The following is a 20526-nucleotide window of genomic DNA, read 5'->3' on the forward strand; positions in this document are numbered from 1 at the left end:
TGCACTTTCCTCCTTTCTACCATAGGCTGTTCTCGCTGGTGCGTCTGGCAATCCGGTTGACCGTTACCAATAGAATGACGTTGATCACGGAGTTGAACAGGCCAACGGCTGTCGAGAAGCTGTACTGCGCGTCGACCAGACCGGTCCGGTAAACATAAGTTGAAATGACATCGGAAGATTCCATATTCAGCGAGTTCTGCAGCAGCAGTATTTTTTCGAAGCCAATCGTAAGGATGTTGCCCATGTTCAAAATCAACAAAATGGTGATCGTTGGGAGTATGGCCGGGAGGTTGATGTGCAACAATCGTTTGAAACGACTGGCGCCATCCACAATCGCGGCTTCATGCTGCTGGGGATCGACCCCGGACAGCGCGGCCAGATAGATAATGGTCCCCCATCCGGTGCTTTGCCAGACCCCCGACAGAACGTACACGGTCTTGAACCACGCCGGATCCGACAGAAAGTTCGGCGCATCGATGCCCATCCATTTGATCAATTGGATCAGGATGCCTGTGGACGGCGATAAGAAGGTAATAATCATACCCGCCATGACAACAACGGATATAAAATGAGGCGCATACGTAACGGTCTGGACGATTTTCTTGAAGGGACCCGTCCGGATTTCGTTGAAAGCGAGCGCCAGGATGATCGGCAGCGGAAACCCGATGATCAGCTCGTAGAAGCTGAGGCTGAACGTATTCCAGAGCAGATCCCAGAAATAGTAGGAATTGAAGAAACGCTCGAAATGATCGAAGCCCACCCATGGGCTGTCCATGATTCCTTTGCTAGGGATAAAGTTCTTAAAGGCAATCTGGATGCCGTACATGGGCGCATAGTGAAATACAAGGAAATACAATAAGGCCGGTACCAAGAACAGATAGAGCTCCCAGTTCACCCTGATTCGTTTACCAAGAGACGTTTGGTTTACACCTGGTTTAGGCGGCTTCGTTTCGCGATGGATGGAACGTCTTTCGGATATCACAGCAAGCAGTCTTTTTCCCTTCATGTTTCCCCTCCTTTCTTACATATCGATTCATGTCAGGTTATCTGGTTCACTCACGTACATCACGTTTCAGTGATTAACAGGTAACGCTTACATTCCAAAGTGTAGAGAAGACAGCATGACATCGTAAATGTGTAAGATGTGCATTGTCACCCGTCTGTCCGGCGAAATCCCGCTGCTGTCCTTTATTTTTCATCCGAATCTCCGTGATTTTTGATCATAGTTAATACGGAGTATGTGTAACATATGAACCTGTTATCAGGATTCATATGTTACATATTGTGCTCCATCAAGCGTTGTGCGAACATGGCCTACGAACACCGAATATGCGTTAATTCGCACGAGAACAAGGAAGGGCAGAATGAAAATGTCTCTGTCCATTTCATTCCCTTTGACCATTCACCTATCCAAATAAAAAAAAACCACCAACTTTAATTGGTGGTTTTTTTCTGAATTCTTTTAGTTAGTAGTAGTAGCTTATTGTTCTCTTTCTTGCTTCGGAATTACTTCATCACTTTAGCCAGCTCGGTGAAAATAACCCCGAGCGCATACGCGCCCGCATCCGGGTATCCGATGCTGCGTTCCCCTACCGTGCCCGCTCTACCCATTCGGGCAACGATATCCGCCGTCTTCTGCGCGCCGAGCACCGCCGCTTCGGCCGCTTTGATCGCTGCCGTCTTCATGTCTTCGCCTTGCTCTCCACTCTGCGTCCAGGCATCCGCGAACGGCACGAGCGCATCGATCAGCGTCTTATCGCCGACGACGGCTCCTCTTCCGAAGGATCTTTCGCCCGTATCCTGAATTCCTTTGACGACGGCCTGCATCATCTCCGCGACCTCATGAACGGACAGCTCCTGTTTCTGCCCTGCATATTTGCTTGCGGCTCGGAACGCCGATCCCCAGATCGGTCCCGAAGCCCCGCCGCAGTGCTCCATAATGATCATCGAGCAGGCGTCGAGGAAATCGCCGATATCGCGAAGGTGATGGGTAAGCAGATCGTTCCACTCCGATTTTAGCTGCTTGAAGCCCTTGGCGACGCTCATCCCGAAATCGCCGTCTCCCGCATGGGCGTCGAGCTCGCAGAACGGCACCTCGTTCTCGATGATGACCTCGCTCATCTGATCGATCAGGTACACGATATTTTGCAAGGATAACCGGTTGTTCTTAATCACCGCTGCCGCGGCATCCGTATTGTTTTTATACGATACCGTGCCTTCTGACTTCTCTTGTGGAATCACCTCGGTATAATTCACGGGCTCGAATGCGCCCTTGACCGTTAGTGCCGGCGTATCGCATGGCGCAGACAGCCACTTCTTGAGCGTCTCGTCCAGCTTCATGATCGTTACCGAGGCACCGGCCATATCGATGCTGGTCATATAGTTGCCGACAAATCCTTTGAATACCCGCTTGTTTCGAGCCGTCAATTCACGCGTCACGGAATTGTTCAGCAAATACAGCTCCTGCAGCGGCGTGCCGCCAAACCCGTTGATCAGTACGGCAACTTCGGCTTCCGAAGCATCATCCAGCTCCAGGTTATCCAGCAAAGACGTAACCATCCGCTGCGCGAGCTCATCCGCTGGAACGGCTTTCTCCCTGCGGATTCCCGGTTCGCCGTGAATGCCGACGCCATATTCCATCTCGCCATCCTCGATCTGAAACGTCGGGGTACCTTTCGCGGGAACGGTGCAGGAGCTAAACGCGAAGCCGATGCTGCGGACATGGTTGATCGCATGCTGCGCAGCTTCTTTCACTTCCGGCAGGGACAGCCCCGCTTCCGCGGCGGCTCCGGCCACCTTATGAACGAGCACCGTTCCGGCAACTCCTCTTCTCCCAACCGTGTAGAGGCTGTCTTCCACAGCGATGTCATCGTCCACCTTAACGTAATCCACTTCAATGCCGTCTTCGCCTGCGAGATGGGCTGCATTCTTGAAGTTCATGATGTCGCCGCTGTAGTTCTTGATAATAAGCAGCGTCCCCTTATCGCTGGCGGAGCTGCGGATCGCTTGGTACACCTGGATTTGGGATGGGGAAGCAAATACGTCCCCGCACACCGCCGCATCCAGCATCCCGGTTCCCACAAATCCGGCATGGGCCGGTTCGTGCCCGCTTCCACCGCCGCTGATCAGGGTGACTTTACCTTGATTGATCTCTTTTTTGGAAATTACTTTGTATTTAGGGTCGAACGCCAGCTCGGGATGCGCCAGTACCAGCCCATTGCACATTTCCCGAACCAAGGTTTCCGGTTTGTTCATGATTTTCTTCATCTTAGATCTCCTTGCTTGATTTATATTGACGGCCCAACTGGTCAGCCGCCATAATGGCCGATGCTACCGCTTCCTCCGAAATCGGGAACGGCATCGAATGAATGGATTCCTCGGCAATGCATGCCTTCTTGGCAACCTCAAGCAATTCCTCGTAAGTGACATGCTCTACGCCGATGTCCGCCAGGCACACGGGAAGACCGATCGACAGACAGAAATCCAGCACTTCCTTCATTTCATCCTGTTCCGCATTCTCAAGCACCAATTGGGCAATCGTGCTGAAGGCTACCTTCTCGCCGTGATAATAATGGTGCGTTCCTTCCAAAGCCGTCAAGCCATTGTGAATCGCATGAATCGCTGCCAAACCGCCGCTCTCGAAGCCCAAACCCGATAACAGAATATTCGTCTCGATGATATTCTCCAGCGCAGGCGTCACGATGTTCTGATCGCAGGCCAGTTTCGCCCGATATCCGTTCTCGAGCAGGGTGTCATAGCATAGCTTGGCAAGTCCCAACGCGGTGATCGTTCCCTTGGCCTCGCCGCCGCACGGCAAACCGGCATTGACATTGGAGTACGATTGAGCCGTCGCTCTTGCTTCGAAATAAGTCGAGAGCGCATCCCCCATTCCAGCAACAAGGAATCGAGTTGGCGCTTTCGCAATAACCGTTGTATCGATCATGACGACGCTTGGGCTTTGCTTAAAATAAGCGTAATCGTCGAATTCGCCTTCGGGGGTATAGAGAACCGCCGAATGGCTTGTCGGTGCATCCGTTGCCGCAATCGTCGGAACGATAATCAGTGCCTCGCCTTCGGCTACGCATTTTGCCGTATCGATCGCTTTGCCTCCGCCGAGGCCAATCGTGCAGGCACATTGATGCTCCTTGGCCAATGCCTGCAATCTGGCAACCTCCTCCCGGGAGCATTCTCCACGGAATCCGCTTTCAACGAGCGTTATATTAAATGTCTGTTTCGTTGCGTCCAGCTTGTCTTTCACGCGGGCAACGTCATCCGGATGGGCGATCAGCAGCGCGGAATCTCCGAATGTTTTAACGAAATATCCCAGATTCAACAGTTCGTTCTCACCTTGCACATATTTTGTCGGACTGATAAATGCCCTTCTCATTTTTCATTCCTCCTAATTTGACTATATGTATTATTATAGGTTGTGCTCATTCGGGAAGCATGAAACAATGAGATCGGAATAAAGCGTTTTCTTATCGTGTTTTTTTGTCATCTAGATGGCAAATTGTATTATCTTGTCCTTTAGTAGAGTTATTCGCTATAATGATGAATAGAATTTCTATTACGTTCATAGGAGAATATCGTCATGTCCAAATCCCGGTTCGATTTAGAAGAAATCATCGATTTGGAGAAATGGGAGAAGCTGCAGGATTCCTTATCGCTTGTGACCAAAATGGCGATCCTTACGGTCGATTACAAGGGCGTTCCCGTGACCAAGCACAGCTACTGCCAGCCTTTCTGCCAAGGCGTGCGCCAGGATGGCCATCTCTCGCAGTATTGCCAAAAATGCGATGCGCGAGCCGGCATTGAAGCGGTTCGCCAGAACAAGCCATACATCTATCTGTGCCATTTTAACATTATCGATATCGCCATTCCGATCATCATCGATAACCAATATCTTGGCGCGATCATGGCCGGACAGCTCAAGCTCCGGGAGCCTGACGCGCCGATGCTGGAGCAGATCGTGTCCCGGCCGCCCAATGTGGAGTCAAACCGGAAGTTCAAGGAGCTCGAAGGGGATTACAACGCCCTGCCAGTCCTGTCATACGAGGAAGTAACAAGGTGCGTGGATCTGCTGCTGCAATTGAGCACGTATATCGTGGAGGAAGCCATTCAAAAGCATACCACGGTGGATATGTACAAAAAAGTGCTCACGTCTAACATGGACGCGCCAGTGTCGGTTGAAACGCTGAGCGAGTCCGATCGCGCGGTCCGCAGCATTCAATCCATCCAGCAGGAGCTGTCAGGGGCGCTGATCGACACCAAATTGAGGAATGGCGCCGCGCGGTTTGCTTCTTCGAATCCGGTGCTTCAGCCCGCGTTTGATTACATTTTTACGCACAAGCATGAAAACTTCAGCCTGAAGGAGATGGCCAAGCTGTGCCACATCAGCCCCAGCTATTTCAGCCGTATATTTACGAAAGAGACCGGGGAGAATTTCTCCGTCTTCATCGCCCGGCTTAAGATTGAATGGGCCAAGCGGCTGCTGGAATCCACAGATTCGCCGATCCATCAAGTGAGCGATGATCTAGGCTTTTGCGACACGGGCTATTTCATCAAAACGTTCAAAAAGTTCGAGAACCTCACCCCGGCCGTGTACCGGAACATGTATGCCGGGATATCCGCGAAGTAATCGTTCCAGGCTGTCGACCATTCATGTAAAAATCCCTTCGTGCATGCACGAAGGGATTTTTGCGATGGCCGTTATCCGGCCAAGCCCCGTTAACGGGGCTTGTTCTGATTCCGGTAGTCATCCACGACAATGGAATATAATTTCAGATCTTCATGTTTGCCTTTCACGAATATCGACTGTCTTATGATTCCCTCAAAGGTCATGCCGGCCTTTTCCATCACTCTGGCTGATCCTAGGTTTGACGGCAGACAGCTGGCTTCGATTCTAACCAGCTTCATTCGTTCAAATCCATAAGAGATGATGGTCCTGATCACTTCGGTCATGTAACCGCGATTCCAATAATCCTTGGACAAGGCATATCCCAGTTCTGCTTTGTCATGATGAACGTTCCAAGCCATAAATCCTGAAGTTCCGATGACCCTTCCGGTTTCTTTGTCCACGATCCCCCACGGGGCCACGGCATGATGGTCGTATTTTTGCAGCACCTTGTTTAGATAATGGCGGGTATCTTCCATCGTTTGATGCGTCGGCCAGGAGGTATATCTCGATACCTCATCATCCGATCCGTAACGAAAGATATCTGGCTCGTCCTCGCTTCTTAATTTTCTTAAAATCGTTCGGCCTGTTTCTAATGTTGGCAGATCCGAGAAGATATCCTCTATCCGCATGTCCCTCATCCCTCCAATGCCTTCAAAATATCCTTTATCAATAATTCCGGCATCCTATTACGATTGAATTCGTTCAAGCTGATGATGCCGACTTCCTTCCGATATTTAATTGCATCTATTTCAGGGTGACTCTCGACGGGTATCGTTCCTAGTACAATCCGGCGATCACTAATAATCTCATGTACCATGCTTTGAAAAGAGGCAGACAGCATCTGCATAAACCCCATTTCGTCAATGACGATGATTTTCTTGGAGGACAAGGCTTCCCGTAGTTTATGAATAGCAAAATCCTCGAATTTCTCAACATCTACGCCGTACCTGCCAATTCGAATATGGCTGGGACTTTCCACATTTGCAATCTCTACGCTTTCTCCATCGACAGCCACGCATCTGAAACCGATTCGATCGCCTGCATTCGTTATTTCCTCCGTATAAAAACCGCCGCAAAGATCAGGGCCGACGAGATGTATGAGTTTCTTGATCAGGGTCGTTTTGCCCATCCTCGGCTTCCCCGTGAGTAAAAATGCCGTTTTGGCATTCAGCGGTTTCCCGTCCAATCTGGACAGCAGCTTATACTGAGGCGGGTTCAAATCCCAAGTCTCATAAGGGACCGAACGCTCTGCACGGATGGCGTCCAACGTGCGCGATTGAATGTGGGGCCTTTTTATGTATTCATCCAGGTTGGAATCTACCAAGTCTACGAATTTCGCTTCCACAATTTCTTCCGGTTGAACGGTTATTTCTCCGCTGACGTATTCCGCATGAAAAACGACGGACAACACGTGCAGCCTCTCATTGTAGTAGACTCCTGAAATGCCTAAAGGGCGTATAACCACGCCCGTCTCCTCCAGAAACTCCCGGCTCACGGCTTGATCCAGCGGCTCCCCGGCATCAACGAAGCCTCCGGGCAGTTCCCACGTATCCGAACGCAAATGCGTCCGAACCATCAGCACATGTCCGTCTCTATTCTTCACTAAAGCTGAAACAGCAACCAAATGCTTTGACTGCTCAAACATCGATTAACACCGCCATTTCCATGTTTTATCTATCATTTCAATGACTGATCAAGTGAAGAATTATTTTCCCATCATTATACATTATATTCCGATCTCCAGCATTTTCGCCCTCACATGCTCAACCCTGCAATCCACATCCGTTCCGTCGTACTTGGGAAGCTTGAGTTCACTGACCATGTTCCCGTCGCGCATAAACATAATGCGCTCCGTCCGGGCCGCCACGTTAGCGTCATGCGTTACAAGCATGACCGCCGTGCCTTCCGCGTTGATTTCGGAGAAAATGTCCATGATTTCCTGCGCCGATTTGGAGTTGAGCGCGCCCGTAGGCTCATCGCCAAAAATGATTCTCGGGCTGTTCATCAGCGCCCGGCAGATTCCAGCACGCTGAAGCTGTCCTCCCGAAACCTGAGTGATATCTCGCTTTTCCAGCTCTGCGATTCCCACCCTGTTCATAAGAGTTCTTGCTTTTTTTGTTATGGATGCAACGTTTTTTCGTTGGTCCCGCATGGATGGAAGAATGATATTATCGAGGATATTGAGGTTTTTCAGCATCGTTGGCTGCTGGAAGACAAACCCCATATGGGTCCTCCGTATATCTGAAAGCTCATTCTCCGAGGCTGCCGATAAATCCTTGCCGTCAAAAAAGACCGTTCCGCCATTCACGCCATCCGTCCCGCTCAATGCAAACATGAACGTTGATTTTCCCGAACCCGAAGGCCCCATAACCGAAACGAACTCGCCCTCGTGAATGTAGGCGGACACGCCGTCCAGAACACGGCGCTGCTCATCACCTTCGCCGAAAGATTTTACGATATCATCACAGATAATCAACTTTTTCATAAGTTACTCCTTCATATGTTCGGATATTTTGATTCGTCCCGCGCCAGAAACGCCGATCACGGTTGCGAAAAGCACCGCGCCGATCATCAACACGGGGCTGAACAGATACGCCGAAAGCGGATCGATCGCAAAATGAAATGTCGACGCTCCAAACGAGGAAATTGCGGCACCTGCAAGCATCTCACCGACCGTGTTGGCCAGAAGCGTTCCAACCATGATGCCGACAATCAGGACAAATACCGAACGCGAGACATACTGCACCTTCATATCCGAGTTCGTAAAGCCAAAGGCTTTCATGACGGCAATCGCATGCCGGTCCTTGGCAACCAGCATTTTCATAAACAGCAAGGTAACGAGAACCGCTATCATCAGCGCAACCGTAACGGCAGCGTTGGAGGCCGTTTTGACGGAGCTAATCGTCGAGCCGAACGTTTGCGATACAAAGTCGTCAACGTCCGAGATCTTTGCATAATCGAACCTCTCCGCATAGGCGGAGACCTTCTCATGGACAAGCGTTTGATCGGATAGCTCAGCGCAGACAATGCTCCACATCGTGTCCGCCGTATCGTCGGTGAATACAGCCTTTGCGGTTTTGCCGCCGTTGGTAATGTCGGAGTAGATTCCGCTTACCGTGAGGGCTTTCGCCTTCCCTTCGATCACCACCGTGATGATATCGCCGACCTTTTTGCCCATCTCATCGGCGTTTATCGCCGAAAGCGCAATTTCGTCTTCTGCGGGTGCTTTGCCCTTGGCATATGCTATAGGAAACACCGTATGGTCCCCAAGCTCGATTTTGATATTTTCCTCCGTCCCATCTCCCGTTTTGATTTTGAATGTTTTGGTTGTAAGGACGGCTGTCTTTGTAATGGCAGGGTCGTTGTTCATCGTATATAGAATCTCGGCCGTTTTTTCCGACATTTGCTCGGTCTGCTGAATGTCAACCCGCATGTCGTAGCTTCCGATGCCCATATATTGAATAAAGCTTTTGGACGAGATCGTGTTGTGCAGGTTCTGCGGTACGATCATGATAAATGCCGAGATCACGATTACCGTCAGGCTTGTAGCGTAAAGTCTTTTCCTGGCGAGTACGTCTTTCATCCCGAGAAAAACATTGGTGCTAAACAGCCTGTTTCCGCTCAGATTAAAGCTTCCGGCGCCCGTGTTTTTCTCGGGTGAAGTGCCAAAGCGTATCGCTTCTGAAGCCGATATGGTCCGAAAGCGATTCAGAACTCTGCTTACATAGGCGATGATCGTCAGAAAGACAAGCAGTATGCCGATGAGTCCGAACGGCAAGGCATAAGAAGAATGGCTGCTTTCTCCCATATAGAGACGTATGTTCTCAAGAAGCAATCCTTTGAAAGGCACCGAAAGCGCAAAGCCGAGAATACTGCCTGCCGCGGTAATCGCAGCATATTTCGCGAGATAGATCTTTTTCATGTCGGAAACACGCAGCCCTATCGCCTTCATGACGCCGATTTCACGGTAATCGTCTTCGATTTTGGCTAAGAGGGTAAAGCGTATGCACATCAGAGATATCGCTACGACAAGAATGCTAACGAGAAGGATGACGCCGATCATCATCCCGTCGGAAAGGGCGTTCATCATTTGGAACAGCTTATAGGTAACCGTAGGTCCATTCGCTTCAAGACCCGCGGAAGCGTAGTCTGCTTCAAATGCGCCTAGCTCCGACAAATCCCTTAGTCTGAACTCAATCAAATATTCCGTACTGCCCGAGTTTTTGATCTCCGCGTAATCCTTGTCACTGACCAGAAAACGCTTGGAGGCGGAGAGCGTGGAATTCATCTGCGAATCGCGGAGGAATCCGGCAACGGTAAATGCCTTCCCGCTGATCACCGCAGCATCGCCAACCCTTGCCATATTGTCTCTCATATAATTTATGGGAACATATAACTCACCGTCGTCCGCGTGAATGATGTTCCCGTCCAAATCAAGCAGATAATCGAATTTCTTGCTCTGTATGCTGAATCCGTTATCCTGAACGCTATGGGCAAGCGAATGCTCCCCTAACCGAATCCGCGCACCGTCCATGTTGAGAAATTCTGTCACTTGAAAATCTTCGACATTGCCGTGCTGCTCCGCAAAAGCTGCTAGCCGTTCAGTATCGATGTCACCCGAATGCATTTGCATAAAATGCGGGGTTTTGGCTTGCGTCATGAGTGTATGTACCGCTCCGGATAAATTTAAAATGAGCACGGCCGCGAGCGAAACCAGCATCGCTGCTGCCGCAACGAAGATCATGGTCATCAACGTGATCCATTTGCTTTTGGATATATCCCTTCGGATGATTCTGAAATACATAAGGCCCCCCTGTGTTCAAGCATTTTAACCGATGTCAACCATCACAGCTTTCCTAAGATGAAGAGGAGAAAGGTCTGCTTCTCTGCCGTCGCCCCTGCTGATGAACTTTCACGCGCTGATTCATGCTTGGCCGTTTTCATCTCCTCCACCAAACATCCCCATAACGTCCATCAGGCTTCCGCTTTCTGCGCCGAGCAGCCTCTCGACGTTGCAAACAAAGGCCAGAACTCGCTGCCTTCGCTCCTCGTCCGTCATCGTTACCAGATCTTCATCAAAAACGGTATTCGCGTAGATCACTACCATTTCCATGCATTCATACGGGAACGGCGTGCTGAACAGCCCCTGCTCGATGCCTTCGCGGATGATGTCCGTCAGGATCGGCGGAACACCGTTAATAATGACCTTATGTATCTTTTGATGCATGAGCGCATTCTGAGGCTTGTGAATATGCTCCATGATTTCCTTGCTGCTCTCTCCATCGCCGCTTATGTTCAGCGCCATCACAACGCGGATGATGCGCTCGATTACCGGTATGCTCTTGTCCAAGGCAATGGCCTGTGCCCTATCCAACAATCGGACGGTATACCGGTCAATCAGCGCATCCATGATATCCTCCTTCGACTTGAAGTGATGATACAAAGTTCCGCGCGCAATGCCGACCTTTTCGAGAATATCGTTGGTACTTGTGCCGTCAAAGCCCTTCTGACCGAAAAGCGTATCCGCTGCGTCAAGGATTTCATTCTTGCGTTCCTCCGCTTTTTTTACGATTCGCATGCTTCCCCCTCCTTTACCAGACCGACTGTCTGTCGGTAATATCATATCATGCCGCTTTCCGTTGTCAAGGCCGTTGTTATCTGAAAAAACAAAAAGCGACCCATCCCCTATTAAGGGATGAGCCTTCAAGACGCACATCACGATTTGCCATCTATATCACTCCTTAGCTGGGAATGATATAGTATATTACCAGAGTCATAGAATGGTAAAAGACAGAAACCACCGTTTAATCGTTTGTTTTTTCGGATGTACCCGCGATCCAGTTTTTGATATCAACCAGAGTCCTTAGCTATTCTCTGATACATACTCTTCCCTCAACAGACCATAATGCGCAAGGTCTTCATATTCACCCCATTTTTTTACATGTTGTCTTAACAGTCCTTCATGCTTCATTCCCAGCTTTAACATGACTTTGCCTGATGCAGGATTGTTCCCCAGATGACGTGCAAAAATGCGGTTTAATCGCATCTCTTCAAACGCATATTGTACGATTCCTTTTGCCGCTTCCGTACAATAGCCGTGATTCTTGTATTTTCTCCCTATCCAATATCCAAGCTCACCGTGATCAAAATTTCGATTGCAGCCTATACTGATTGCGCCAATTACGTAATTTTCTTCTTTATGTACAATAGCTAGCTCAAGGGATCGACCTTCATTGAAGTTAGCAAAATGGGACTCTATCCATTGTTCTGCCATCCCATCCTCGTACGGGTGCGGAATATATAACGTTGTTTCTGCAATATACTTATCGCCTGCCAGTTCCTGTACAACTCTTGCATCTTCTAAACTGAACGGCCGTAAAATCAACCTTTCTAATTGGATCGTCGGTAGTTTCTTCATCCATATCTCCCTCCTTCTTTCGGCAATCGAATCGTAAACGTTGTCCCTTGCGAAGGCTTGCTCTCCACTGTGATGGTGCCGTCATGAGCTTGAATCAGCTTGTAAACGATCGCCATTCCCAGTCCGGTGCCCTCAGAGGCAGCATCCGTCGTGGTCCCGCGATAATATTGCTGGAACAGATGCGCTACCGTATCGGCCGGCATGCCTATGCCATTGTCCGTAATGCGGATAGCGGCAAACTCTCCTGCGTCCGTGATCCGGACGAAAATCTCCGTAAACTCCGGATTATGAATGATCGAGTTCATCATGATATTTTGCAGGATGCGCTGCATGTATTTGGCATCAAAATCCACGTGCATGGCAGACGAATCCGTTTGAAAATGCAAAAGGTAGTTGCTTGCCTGCGGATTATTGCTGATATCGGCTACCACCCTTTTGGTGAACTCGACGATATCCTGATTCGCCTTCTGTAACGGCAGCGCGCCATCCGCGCGGTTGAGTTGCGTAACGAGGCTTAAATCCTGAATCAATTCCTCCATATGCTTCCCTTTATCGTCCATTTCCCGGATGAAAGAGATCGCCTCTTCCTTCGACCATTCGTATTGTTCATTCAATAAGAGAGCCGAATAACCCTTAATATAGGTTAGAGGTGTTTTCAAATCATGGGATATCCCCGCGATCCATTCCTGTTTGGCCTGTTCGATTTGGGTTCTTTCCGCCTCGTTCGCTTGGAGGACGCTGCCCAAGGACTGAAGATGCTGGAGCACCTCCTGATAGAGGCGGTACCGCATGCGCAGTTTCCCTTTTCGGGTAACGATTTTGGACAAATCGGTCGGTTGCTTGTAATCATCTTTCGAAAGCTGTTGAATCCAAGTCATTATGAATCCGATCGGGCCGCCAAAATACCATCCGAACAGGGCTATACATAGCAGCGTGCTGACTCCGAAGATCGCTCCTACGATAAGCCCTTCGTTATCCTCGCTGAAATGGATACCTAGCATGGGAAGAACACCTTCAAGCAGAATAACAAGGAGAATCCCCGTCCCAAGAATCCACAGAATGAGCCCTGACGCCAAATGTACCGTGAACCGAGTTTTTATTCGCATGCCAGTGCCTCGTTCGGAGGGATGAATTTATAACCGATTCCCCTTAAATTCACGATGATTGCGGGTTTGCGGGTATCATCGCCTAACTTTTTGCGCAGCTTGGAGATATGGATCGTGACCGTTTTTTCTTCCCCGAACACGTCACTCCCCCATACCAGCTCATAAAGCTGAGCCGTCGTGAAGATATGATTGGGATGCTTGCAGAAGAAATGCAGCAGCTCCAGCTCCTTGGCCGTGCAATCTACTGGTTGGCCCTTCACGATTAACGTTGCCGATTCCGGATGAAATGAGAGGTACCCGTAATCGTATGCCGTGTTTTGTTGAAGTTCGCTCTCCATAATTTTTTGCCTACGAAGAATCGCCTTGATTCGGGCAATGACCTCCAATGGATTAAAGGGCTTTGTTATATAATCGTCCCCGCCGATGCCTAACCCCGTTAACTTATCGAAGTCGGTAGAGCGCGCGCTGATGAAAATGATCGGCGCATTCGTATGTTTCCGGATCTCCGTGCAGAGTTCAAAGCCGCTTAGATCCGGGAGCATAATATCAAGCAGGATCATGTCATATGATTTTTCTTTGACGCGCTGCAGTGCGCCTTTTCCGGATGAGACCGTGTCAATATGCGTAAAGTTTTCTTTTCGGAGCGTAATCTCCAATAACTTCAAAATACCAATCTCGTCATCGACGGCCAATATGGTTGCAGATTCCATTTGCTATTCTTCCCTCGTTTCAAACTAATCCAGAACATGTAATTCTATCTTACCTTATTTCATCGTTTACGAGCTTACACTATGTCAAATGTTACGAGTTTTTTCCGCTCCGTTTACTTTATTTTTACTTTCGTTCCTTAAGCTAAATGTAGCACATCAATCAGAGAGCGGGAGGAAATCAGAGTGGAAACCATGATTCAAATCCATCAAGTAAGCAAGGTATACAAGGGTACAGAAACCATTACGAACGTCAGTATGAACGTTAACAGAGGGGAAATTTACGGGTTTTTGGGTCCGAACGGTGCCGGGAAAACCACCATCATGAAAATGATCTTAAACCTGGTCAAACCGTCTTCCGGTGAAATCCGAGTATTCGATCAACCGGTTCTCCCCACATCGGTTCAATACCTAAAGAGAATAGGCAGCATTATTGAATATCCCGTGTTTTACGACCGGCTTACGGCCGAAGCCAACTTGGATCTACATTGCAGATACGTCGGATATCACAATAAGTCTGCGATTAAGGAAGCGCTGGAGATCGTAGGCCTTCACGGAGTCGGGAAGAAGAAAATCCATGAATTCTCTCTAGGAATGAAGCAGCGGTTAGGGATTGCACGGGCCATTGTGACGAAACCGGACATCCTCATTCTGGATGAACCGATCAACGGACTGGATCCAATCGGAATTAAGGATATTCGGGAGCTCCTGCTCCATTTCAAAGCGAACTACGGAACAACCATTCTCATATCGAGCCATATCGTGTCGGAAATCGAATCGGTTGCCGATACGATCGGCATTATTCATCAGGGGCAATTATTAACGGAAGTAAAGATGGCGGACATCCGGGGACAGCATGCCGGGTCGTTAGAGGCGTATTTCATCAATCTCGTTCATGGAGGCAAACGCTATGCTTAAATTGATACAGCTGGAATGGCAAAAGAATAATCTGTCCGGATATTTCAAGGGATTAGCTATTTGCATTGCGGCTATTTTCGCCGCCGTTACGCTGATGGCGCTGGGTTCCAAAGGGGAACACGAGCCCATGAGTTATGCAGATTTCATATCGTTATCAGGTGTTTTGATTCGAATCACCTATATCATATTCTCAAGCGTTATTCTGTCCCGTTTAGTGATTGACGAATACAAGAGCAGCATGATCCAGGTGTTGTTCACCTACCCGCTGCAGCGAAAAAAAATTATTCAAGCCAAGTTATCGATTGTGTTTGGGTTCTGTTTTTTCAGCATCATCATAACAACGTTCCTGATCCATCTGTTTACGTACTTCTTGAATCCGATGATCGGTTTATTTGACGCGTCTATTCCTGTCGCTGCCATGATGGCCGCTGTTCCGGCCACGGTGCTAAACGCCTTTATGATGGCCGGCATCAGCCTCATTCCGTTATCGTTCGGCATGAGAAAAAAATCGGCGCCTTCCACGATTACTTCGGCTGTCATTATTGGATTCTTGATTAACGCATCGGTGTCCGACGGGGGAAGCTCGTCCAGTTTGTTCCAATTCATCGCCATCCCGATTGTTCTCTGCCTGCTTGGCCTGATCCTTGGCTATCTTGCTTTTAACAAAGTGGATCGAACCGATGTAGCTTAAGAGACATGTAGCATTTGAACGGAGGTACAGCATTGTCTTGGTAGCCGTCAGCGGGTTGGCTATGGGCTGTCAAGGCATAGGGAAACAAACATTTAATCATGAAGCTTCCTTTGAAGCGAGCCTTATCTTGATATCCATAAGGAAAACGAAACGGACTATTGCCGGCAAGCCCTAGCCAGGGGAAATCCCTTAGAGCCGCACGGCAATAGCTGTTTTTTCCTTTTGGATGTAACGTTCTCCCCAGACTAAGGTGTTAAAAGCCTAGCGTTAAGGATGCGAAGACTTCTTCGAGTAAACTTCCAATGCCCGTATGACGACTTCTTCATGGATCCCGCTCATCGTATGTATTCGTTCCGCCCATTCCCCGATATCCTTCAGCAGAGGCTCCGCTATCCTACCTTCCTTGGAACTTAGGTAGCTTTCGTAATGATCGAATTCCCAATGGAGAACCTCCTGATCCGTAAAAATCCTCTTTTCTACAAGCGGATCGCTGAACAGGCGCTGCGTTTTTTGCCCGGCGATGATCAATGCCTCATCGGATACAGGCGTCAAGTCGAATGCTTGGCTGCTTTCCTTTCCGTTTGGCCTTCCGTAGGTTATCAAGAGACGATTCGCTCGGGTGTTCAGTTTAATGCGTGAACCTGGAAAGAAACCGTCGACAAATTCTTCCGTATACGCTTCATGACCCGGTTCCAACAAAATGGGCTCAATCCATTGATCTCCAAGATCACAGAAATATTTATTGCCCTCTTCGTTGACGGCGACCACGGCGACATGCAAATGCTCCGTCAGCACTCCATAACAGGGGCGTTTGTTCTGTCTGAATTCATCGATTAACCAAATCGCCAAATCAAAACAATTGCCCGACGTTCCATACAATGCGCGATGCTCTTTCATGACATCCGTTGTTCGTTGTTTGCATTCCGGGTCTATTAAGCTGTGCCAGGCTTTCGTTAAGGTTTCCATCGGAAAATCGTTGAACTTCCTCCATACCTGCATGATATCTTCAGTCGCTCGCATATTCCTTCCTCCCTTTACGGCTTCTGTCATCTATGATACATTCTATTCCTTCGGGTAATAAATTTCCGTCACGCCATTCGGCTGCAAGGTGTCGTTAAAGGTTTCAAATCTTGCCTTGGCAGCATTGACGCCATATTTGCTCCGATGATCGGTTTCGCAGAAATACTGCCAGAATGAACAAATATGTTTCTCCTCGAACCGGAAAACCTCGTATTCCTCTTCCGGAAGATTCAAGGATACCATGCCCTCCGGGATCTCCCCGATACGACTTACCATCAAGGCTACCGTCATCTTCGAGCCGTCATCATGGATCACCATGTACGTATTCGGATCCGCAGTTTGATGCTGTATTTCGTCTCTTCTGGATCTAAGGGTTGCAAACAAGCGCTGTTCGTCCTCATAGGATTGCGGGAGCTCATTCTGAACGCCGATTAACCATCGATTGCCTAAGCGTTCTCTTCGAACCGACCACAGATCTTCCATATGGACTTGGCTGATCTCCGTCATTTCATATCCCCTTTCAATTTTTATTAACTGTGCATTACAGTTTCCGGATCTTTCGCATGAAGCGGCACAAACCCAAATCAGCACCTGCTCTCCCTTACTACACACCATTATATTCCAAAATCCGCATGACCCCAACATGAAAAATGGCCCGCTAATAACCGGGGAGAACAGGCCGCTGCACCACCACTCCTAACGAATATAAAAAAGGCCTTGACCGGTATAAACACCGGACAAGACCCTTTAACTAAGCAATTTGTAAACTTATTGATTGATTTGGCCGCCATCCACGGTATAAATGGATTGCGTTACATACGACGCATCGTCGGACAGCAAGAAGACAGCTACGTTGGCTACCTCTTCCGCTTCCCCGTATCGTCCGAGCGGAACGGCGGCGCCGAATGCTTTTCTTGCACCTTCGGCATCCTCAGGCACCGTATTTTTCTCGATTTGGCGCATCATGCGGGTATTGATCACTCCAGGCGCTACGGCATTCACTCTCACGCCGAACGGAGCAGCTTCTAATGCAACCACTTTCGTCATGCCGATCACGGCATGCTTGGAGCTATTGTATCCGACAAATCCGGGCGAACCGATAAGGCCTGCGCCGGAGGAGGTATTCACGATGCTGCCGTAACCTTGCTTTTTCATGACAGGAACCACGTATTTCAGTCCAAGGAAAGCACCCTTGACGTTGACATTGAAGACCATTTCAAAGGTTTCGGTCGGATAGTCCTCTACATTGGCAGTGATCCCTTCGATCCCCGCATTATTGAAAAAGCCGTCGATTATACCAAACTTCTCGACCGTTGCATCCACATACGCTTTGACTTCCTCTTCTTTGGCGACATTGGCCTGCAGCGCAATTGCTCTGGAATCGTCCAGGCCCAAATCGGAAATCACTTGTTGGACGGCTTCCAGGTTCAAATCGACCAGCGCAAGCTTGGCCCCCTGTTCCGCCAGTTTTTTGGCGGCTGCCGTTCCGATCCCGCCTGCTGCGCCAGTAATCACAATCACTTTTCCATCAAATTTGCTCATGGTGTATGCCTCCTAGTAAGATGTCATGATTCTCTGTATGTCTAAGTTCACCCATTATTGGGCTGTATATCCACCGTCAACCGTCAAGGTATTCCCCGTCATGAACGAGGAGTCATCCGAAGCCATGAACAGAACAGCCTTTGCCATTTCATCGGCTTGTCCCAAACGCTTCATCGGAGTGGCCGCTGCCAGCGCTTGCTTGCTCTCCTCCGGAATGATCGGTGTGTCGATAAAGCCCGGGCATAGCGCATTGATCCGAATATTGTGCTCGGCATACTCCAGTGCCAGGGAACGCGTCAAGTTAATGACTCCTCCTTTAGCGGCGTTATATGCCGCGGAACCGGGCGAGCCGACCCAACCGTACATGGATGCGGTATTAACGATCGTGCCTCCGCCTGCTTTTAACATTTCACGGATAGCTTCCCGGGCGACCAGGAATACGCCGTCCAAGTCCACGTTTACGGTGTTTCGCCACTCGGAGTACTCTAGATCATGCGAAGAATGAACGCGCCCGATGCCAGCGTTGTTAAATACAACATCCACTTTGCCAAAAGCTTCCGTCGCTTGCTTAAAGATATGGGCTACTTCTTCCTCGCTGGTAATATTCGCTTTAACGAACAACGCCTCGTGATGAAGCGCCTTCAATTCGGCTTCAAACGCCTTGCCTTTGTCCTCATTGAGATCGACAAGCACCACTTTGGCTCCTTCTTCAACGAAAAGACGCGCGGTCGCCGCACCGATGCCGGATGCACCACCGGTAATTACAGCAACCTTGTTTTGTAATTTCCCCATCTTGGATACCCCCGTATAATGGATTAAAATAGTACTATATTGATTACAATTAAATTAAGATATTAAATTTAGTACTATTTTGCTTACAATTCAATTGTACTATTCTGTTCACATTTAACAATCATTAACCTGTGATGAAGTGTCGATTTAGTCAACACTTGGAACCAAACTGTCTTTTTGGGGGGGCGCTCTTTTCGTGAATCATGAACAAATCGTGACATCGGCACGAAGAAATCGGACGAAAGAACATTTGAAATCCGCCTTAATTCAACTTGTAAAAGAGAAGGGTTATCATGCTGTAACGGTGAAAGACATCGTGGATAAGGCTGCTTATAACCGCAGCACCTTCTACGTCCATTACCAGGACAAAATCGAATTAGCCGACGATGTGCTGGCTTCCAAACTCCAGGGCTTGGAAGAATCGGTGGGCAAGCCCTACATACCGGGACACAAAGTGTATACGGCGAACCTCAGTGCCCCGTCCTTTAATATCGTGGCCTACATCTACGAGCACCGCGATTTTTTTGAGCTGATCAAATACGAGGATACCTTGCCGGGATTGCATACGGAATTTCCTCAAACGATCGTAAAAATCTATCAGGAACGATTTATATTCGAAACGATTAACCAGATCCCGGTGAACATGGACTACTTCAAGCGGTACACCGCCTACGGCTTTCATGGGTTGATTCTGAACTGGATTCGAAACGATTTCAGGGAATCGCAGGAGGATTTCATAAAAGAGGTCATTGATCTAACGAGGACGCATATTTACTCGGTGGAGTATGTGAACAAAGCGGACGAAACCTAAATAGGCTGCCTCTAGGGCAGCCTATTTCTATTTTGTTATTTGCTGGCGGAGAGAATGAACTTCTCCAGAGCTGCCGTGTCGGTAATGCTGTGATTGCAGCCTTGGCTCTCCAGACAAACATAATGGCTTATGGCAGACAGATTATCCGCCGAAGCACCGGACGGCTTGGTCTTGACCGAGAACAAGGCGAGCTCTTGATGCCGATTGCAGAAGAGGCAGTACCCTTTCTTGTTGGTCGGGGTGATTCTCCCCTCGATCCCGATGAAGCGTCCTTCGAACGGATATACGATAAATAACCTGTTGCTGGCAATATCGACCCAGCCCAAATAGGTTACGTATCGAAAATCGATCGAGGTCAGATCCGGTAATTTCAATTTCTTATTTTTAGGAAATAACTTCTGAATCTGTTTTGGCGTAATCGTCGGAAACGACTCCAGGTAAGGTTCCAAGTCGTTCAGATATCGCTCGAAATCCTCGGCCTTCTCGAATGTGGAGACTTGGCCCAGCATCCGCTTCTGATCCTCGGTCAGCGATGGAAAGGCATCCATGATGTTGGCAACAGAACTGAACCTGACGGTTTCCAGAACGCGTCGATCCGCAACGGTTCGCAGCGTCTTCAGAAGGAATTCCGATTGTTTTTTAATCACGTTAAACTGGTGGTTTCTAATAAATGTCGTACTCATAGCTTTCAGCCCCTTATTCTTATTCAAAGTTCAATAAGGTGCAAAGCCTGTTATTAGAAACGATAAAGTTAAGTTTGGGCGATCGAATTCATCCTATCGCACCCCACGCAAAGTATCGCCCCAGATCAGGCTTTGCATGAGGACTTCCTAGCTAATGAGCA

At 48.8% G+C, this 20526-nt stretch carries 20 protein-coding genes; 4 read left to right on the plus strand and 16 right to left on the minus strand.

Features of this window, described 5'->3' with window-relative positions:
* Nucleotides 1–16 precede the first annotated feature (16 nt).
* The 3 genes from RB298_RS09100 to RB298_RS09110 form a co-directional block, all read right to left on the minus strand.
* Nucleotides 17–1006 carry an ABC transporter permease gene (locus RB298_RS09100; protein WP_486046902.1) on the minus strand — a complete coding sequence of 330 codons (990 nt, stop codon included), beginning with the start codon at nt 1004–1006 and terminating at the stop codon, nt 17–19.
* A gap of 500 nt (nt 1007–1506) precedes the next feature.
* Nucleotides 1507–3267, minus strand: a complete 1761-nt coding sequence (gene dhaK / locus RB298_RS09105) for a dihydroxyacetone kinase subunit DhaK (RefSeq protein ID WP_486046903.1) — start codon at nt 3265–3267, stop codon at nt 1507–1509.
* A gap of 1 nt (nt 3268) precedes the next feature.
* Nucleotides 3269–4387, minus strand: coding sequence for a glycerol dehydrogenase (locus tag RB298_RS09110; protein WP_096775963.1), 1119 nt, complete (start codon nt 4385–4387; stop codon nt 3269–3271).
* A 204-nt stretch (nt 4388–4591) separates the two neighbouring features.
* On the opposite strand from RB298_RS09110, the gene RB298_RS09115 reads away from it, so the two are divergent.
* Complete coding sequence (locus tag RB298_RS09115) at nt 4592–5638, plus strand: PocR ligand-binding domain-containing protein (protein ID WP_486046904.1); 1047 nt, start codon at nt 4592–4594, stop codon at nt 5636–5638.
* Nucleotides 5639–5727: 89 nt separating this feature from the next.
* Here RB298_RS09115 and RB298_RS09120 read toward each other — a convergent pair whose 3' ends face one another.
* The 8 genes from RB298_RS09120 to RB298_RS09155 form a co-directional block, all read right to left on the minus strand.
* The gene (locus tag RB298_RS09120) at nt 5728–6306 is read right to left on the minus strand and encodes a GNAT family N-acetyltransferase (protein WP_192571108.1); all 579 of its coding nucleotides are present in this window, start codon (nt 6304–6306) and stop codon (nt 5728–5730) included.
* 5 nt (nt 6307–6311) lie between these two features.
* Nucleotides 6312–7322, minus strand: a complete 1011-nt coding sequence (locus tag RB298_RS09125) for a nucleoside-triphosphatase (protein ID WP_486046905.1) — start codon at nt 7320–7322, stop codon at nt 6312–6314.
* Nucleotides 7323–7403: 81 nt separating this feature from the next.
* Nucleotides 7404–8162 carry an ABC transporter ATP-binding protein gene (locus RB298_RS09130; RefSeq protein WP_213579324.1) on the minus strand — a complete coding sequence of 253 codons (759 nt, stop codon included), beginning with the start codon at nt 8160–8162 and terminating at the stop codon, nt 7404–7406.
* A gap of 3 nt (nt 8163–8165) precedes the next feature.
* Complete coding sequence (locus RB298_RS09135; protein ID WP_486046906.1) at nt 8166–10481, minus strand: ABC transporter permease; 2316 nt, start codon at nt 10479–10481, stop codon at nt 8166–8168.
* A 120-nt stretch (nt 10482–10601) separates the two neighbouring features.
* On the minus strand, nt 10602–11255 hold the full coding sequence (locus RB298_RS09140; protein WP_486046907.1) for a TetR/AcrR family transcriptional regulator: 654 nt from the start codon (nt 11253–11255) through the stop codon (nt 10602–10604).
* Between the two features lie 285 nt (nt 11256–11540).
* Nucleotides 11541–12095, minus strand: a complete 555-nt coding sequence (locus RB298_RS09145) for a GNAT family N-acetyltransferase (RefSeq protein ID WP_213579328.1) — start codon at nt 12093–12095, stop codon at nt 11541–11543.
* Nucleotides 12092–13201: a sensor histidine kinase gene (locus RB298_RS09150; protein WP_486046908.1), complete on the minus strand. Its 1110-nt coding sequence runs from the start codon at nt 13199–13201 to the stop codon at nt 12092–12094. Before RB298_RS09150 ends, RB298_RS09145 begins: the two co-directional genes overlap by 4 nt.
* Nucleotides 13192–13911 (minus strand): response regulator transcription factor, encoded by a 720-nt coding sequence (locus RB298_RS09155; RefSeq protein WP_486046909.1) that lies wholly within the window; start codon nt 13909–13911, stop codon nt 13192–13194. The genes RB298_RS09150 and RB298_RS09155 overlap by 10 nt, the downstream gene beginning before the upstream one ends.
* 192 nt (nt 13912–14103) lie before the next feature.
* On the opposite strand from RB298_RS09155, the gene RB298_RS09160 reads away from it, so the two are divergent.
* Together RB298_RS09160 and RB298_RS09165 are read left to right on the plus strand one after the other, a co-directional pair.
* Entirely contained in the window at nt 14104–14826 is a 723-nt protein-coding gene (locus RB298_RS09160) for an ABC transporter ATP-binding protein (protein ID WP_486046925.1), read from the plus strand.
* Entirely contained in the window at nt 14819–15517 is a 699-nt protein-coding gene (locus RB298_RS09165; protein WP_192571100.1) for an ABC transporter permease, read from the plus strand. The genes RB298_RS09160 and RB298_RS09165 overlap by 8 nt, the downstream gene beginning before the upstream one ends.
* 267 nt (nt 15518–15784) lie before the next feature.
* Here the strand turns inward: RB298_RS09165 and RB298_RS09170 are convergent, their stop codons facing one another.
* The 4 genes from RB298_RS09170 to RB298_RS09185 all read right to left on the minus strand — a co-directional run bounded on the left by RB298_RS09170 (nt 15785) and on the right by RB298_RS09185 (nt 18871).
* Complete coding sequence (locus RB298_RS09170; protein WP_452520344.1) at nt 15785–16537, minus strand: hypothetical protein; 753 nt, start codon at nt 16535–16537, stop codon at nt 15785–15787.
* 42 nt (nt 16538–16579) lie between these two features.
* Entirely contained in the window at nt 16580–17044 is a 465-nt protein-coding gene (locus tag RB298_RS09175; protein ID WP_251497586.1) for a GyrI-like domain-containing protein, read from the minus strand.
* Between the two features lie 261 nt (nt 17045–17305).
* Nucleotides 17306–18079, minus strand: coding sequence for an SDR family NAD(P)-dependent oxidoreductase (locus tag RB298_RS09180; protein WP_486046910.1), 774 nt, complete (start codon nt 18077–18079; stop codon nt 17306–17308).
* Between the two features lie 54 nt (nt 18080–18133).
* Nucleotides 18134–18871 carry an SDR family NAD(P)-dependent oxidoreductase gene (locus RB298_RS09185; protein ID WP_096775978.1) on the minus strand — a complete coding sequence of 246 codons (738 nt, stop codon included), beginning with the start codon at nt 18869–18871 and terminating at the stop codon, nt 18134–18136.
* A gap of 196 nt (nt 18872–19067) precedes the next feature.
* Between RB298_RS09185 and RB298_RS09190 the strand changes: the two genes are divergently transcribed.
* Nucleotides 19068–19682 carry a TetR/AcrR family transcriptional regulator gene (locus RB298_RS09190; RefSeq protein ID WP_486046911.1) on the plus strand — a complete coding sequence of 205 codons (615 nt, stop codon included), beginning with the start codon at nt 19068–19070 and terminating at the stop codon, nt 19680–19682.
* Nucleotides 19683–19717: 35 nt separating this feature from the next.
* Here RB298_RS09190 and RB298_RS09195 read toward each other — a convergent pair whose 3' ends face one another.
* Nucleotides 19718–20365 (minus strand): FusB/FusC family EF-G-binding protein, encoded by a 648-nt coding sequence (locus RB298_RS09195; RefSeq protein ID WP_096775980.1) that lies wholly within the window; start codon nt 20363–20365, stop codon nt 19718–19720.
* Nucleotides 20366–20526 lie beyond the last annotated feature (161 nt).

Source organism: Priestia sp. BR_2 (genome assembly GCF_041954005.1).
Classification (GTDB): Bacteria; Bacillota; Bacilli; order Paenibacillales; family Paenibacillaceae; genus Paenibacillus_AQ; species Paenibacillus_AQ lautus_A.

Coding starts and splice junctions, on each gene's coding strand:
- RB298_RS09100 (WP_486046902.1), bottom strand. CDS start 1,006: ATGAAGGGAAAAAGACTGCTTGCTGTGATATCCGAAAGACGTTCCATC.
- dhaK (WP_486046903.1), bottom strand. CDS start 3,267: ATGAAGAAAATCATGAACAAACCGGAAACCTTGGTTCGGGAAATGTGC.
- RB298_RS09110 (WP_096775963.1), bottom strand. CDS start 4,387: ATGAGAAGGGCATTTATCAGTCCGACAAAATATGTGCAAGGTGAGAAC.
- RB298_RS09115 (WP_486046904.1), top strand. CDS start 4,592: ATGTCCAAATCCCGGTTCGATTTAGAAGAAATCATCGATTTGGAGAAA.
- RB298_RS09120 (WP_192571108.1), bottom strand. CDS start 6,306: ATGCGGATAGAGGATATCTTCTCGGATCTGCCAACATTAGAAACAGGC.
- RB298_RS09125 (WP_486046905.1), bottom strand. CDS start 7,322: ATGTTTGAGCAGTCAAAGCATTTGGTTGCTGTTTCAGCTTTAGTGAAG.
- RB298_RS09130 (WP_213579324.1), bottom strand. CDS start 8,162: ATGAAAAAGTTGATTATCTGTGATGATATCGTAAAATCTTTCGGCGAA.
- RB298_RS09135 (WP_486046906.1), bottom strand. CDS start 10,481: ATGTATTTCAGAATCATCCGAAGGGATATATCCAAAAGCAAATGGATC.
- RB298_RS09140 (WP_486046907.1), bottom strand. CDS start 11,255: ATGCGAATCGTAAAAAAAGCGGAGGAACGCAAGAATGAAATCCTTGAC.
- RB298_RS09145 (WP_213579328.1), bottom strand. CDS start 12,095: ATGAAGAAACTACCGACGATCCAATTAGAAAGGTTGATTTTACGGCCG.
- RB298_RS09150 (WP_486046908.1), bottom strand. CDS start 13,201: ATGCGAATAAAAACTCGGTTCACGGTACATTTGGCGTCAGGGCTCATT.
- RB298_RS09155 (WP_486046909.1), bottom strand. CDS start 13,911: ATGGAATCTGCAACCATATTGGCCGTCGATGACGAGATTGGTATTTTG.
- RB298_RS09160 (WP_486046925.1), top strand. CDS start 14,104: ATGATTCAAATCCATCAAGTAAGCAAGGTATACAAGGGTACAGAAACC.
- RB298_RS09165 (WP_192571100.1), top strand. CDS start 14,819: ATGCTTAAATTGATACAGCTGGAATGGCAAAAGAATAATCTGTCCGGA.
- RB298_RS09170 (WP_452520344.1), bottom strand. CDS start 16,537: ATGCGAGCGACTGAAGATATCATGCAGGTATGGAGGAAGTTCAACGAT.
- RB298_RS09175 (WP_251497586.1), bottom strand. CDS start 17,044: ATGACGGAGATCAGCCAAGTCCATATGGAAGATCTGTGGTCGGTTCGA.
- RB298_RS09180 (WP_486046910.1), bottom strand. CDS start 18,079: ATGAGCAAATTTGATGGAAAAGTGATTGTGATTACTGGCGCAGCAGGC.
- RB298_RS09185 (WP_096775978.1), bottom strand. CDS start 18,871: ATGGGGAAATTACAAAACAAGGTTGCTGTAATTACCGGTGGTGCATCC.
- RB298_RS09195 (WP_096775980.1), bottom strand. CDS start 20,365: ATGAGTACGACATTTATTAGAAACCACCAGTTTAACGTGATTAAAAAA.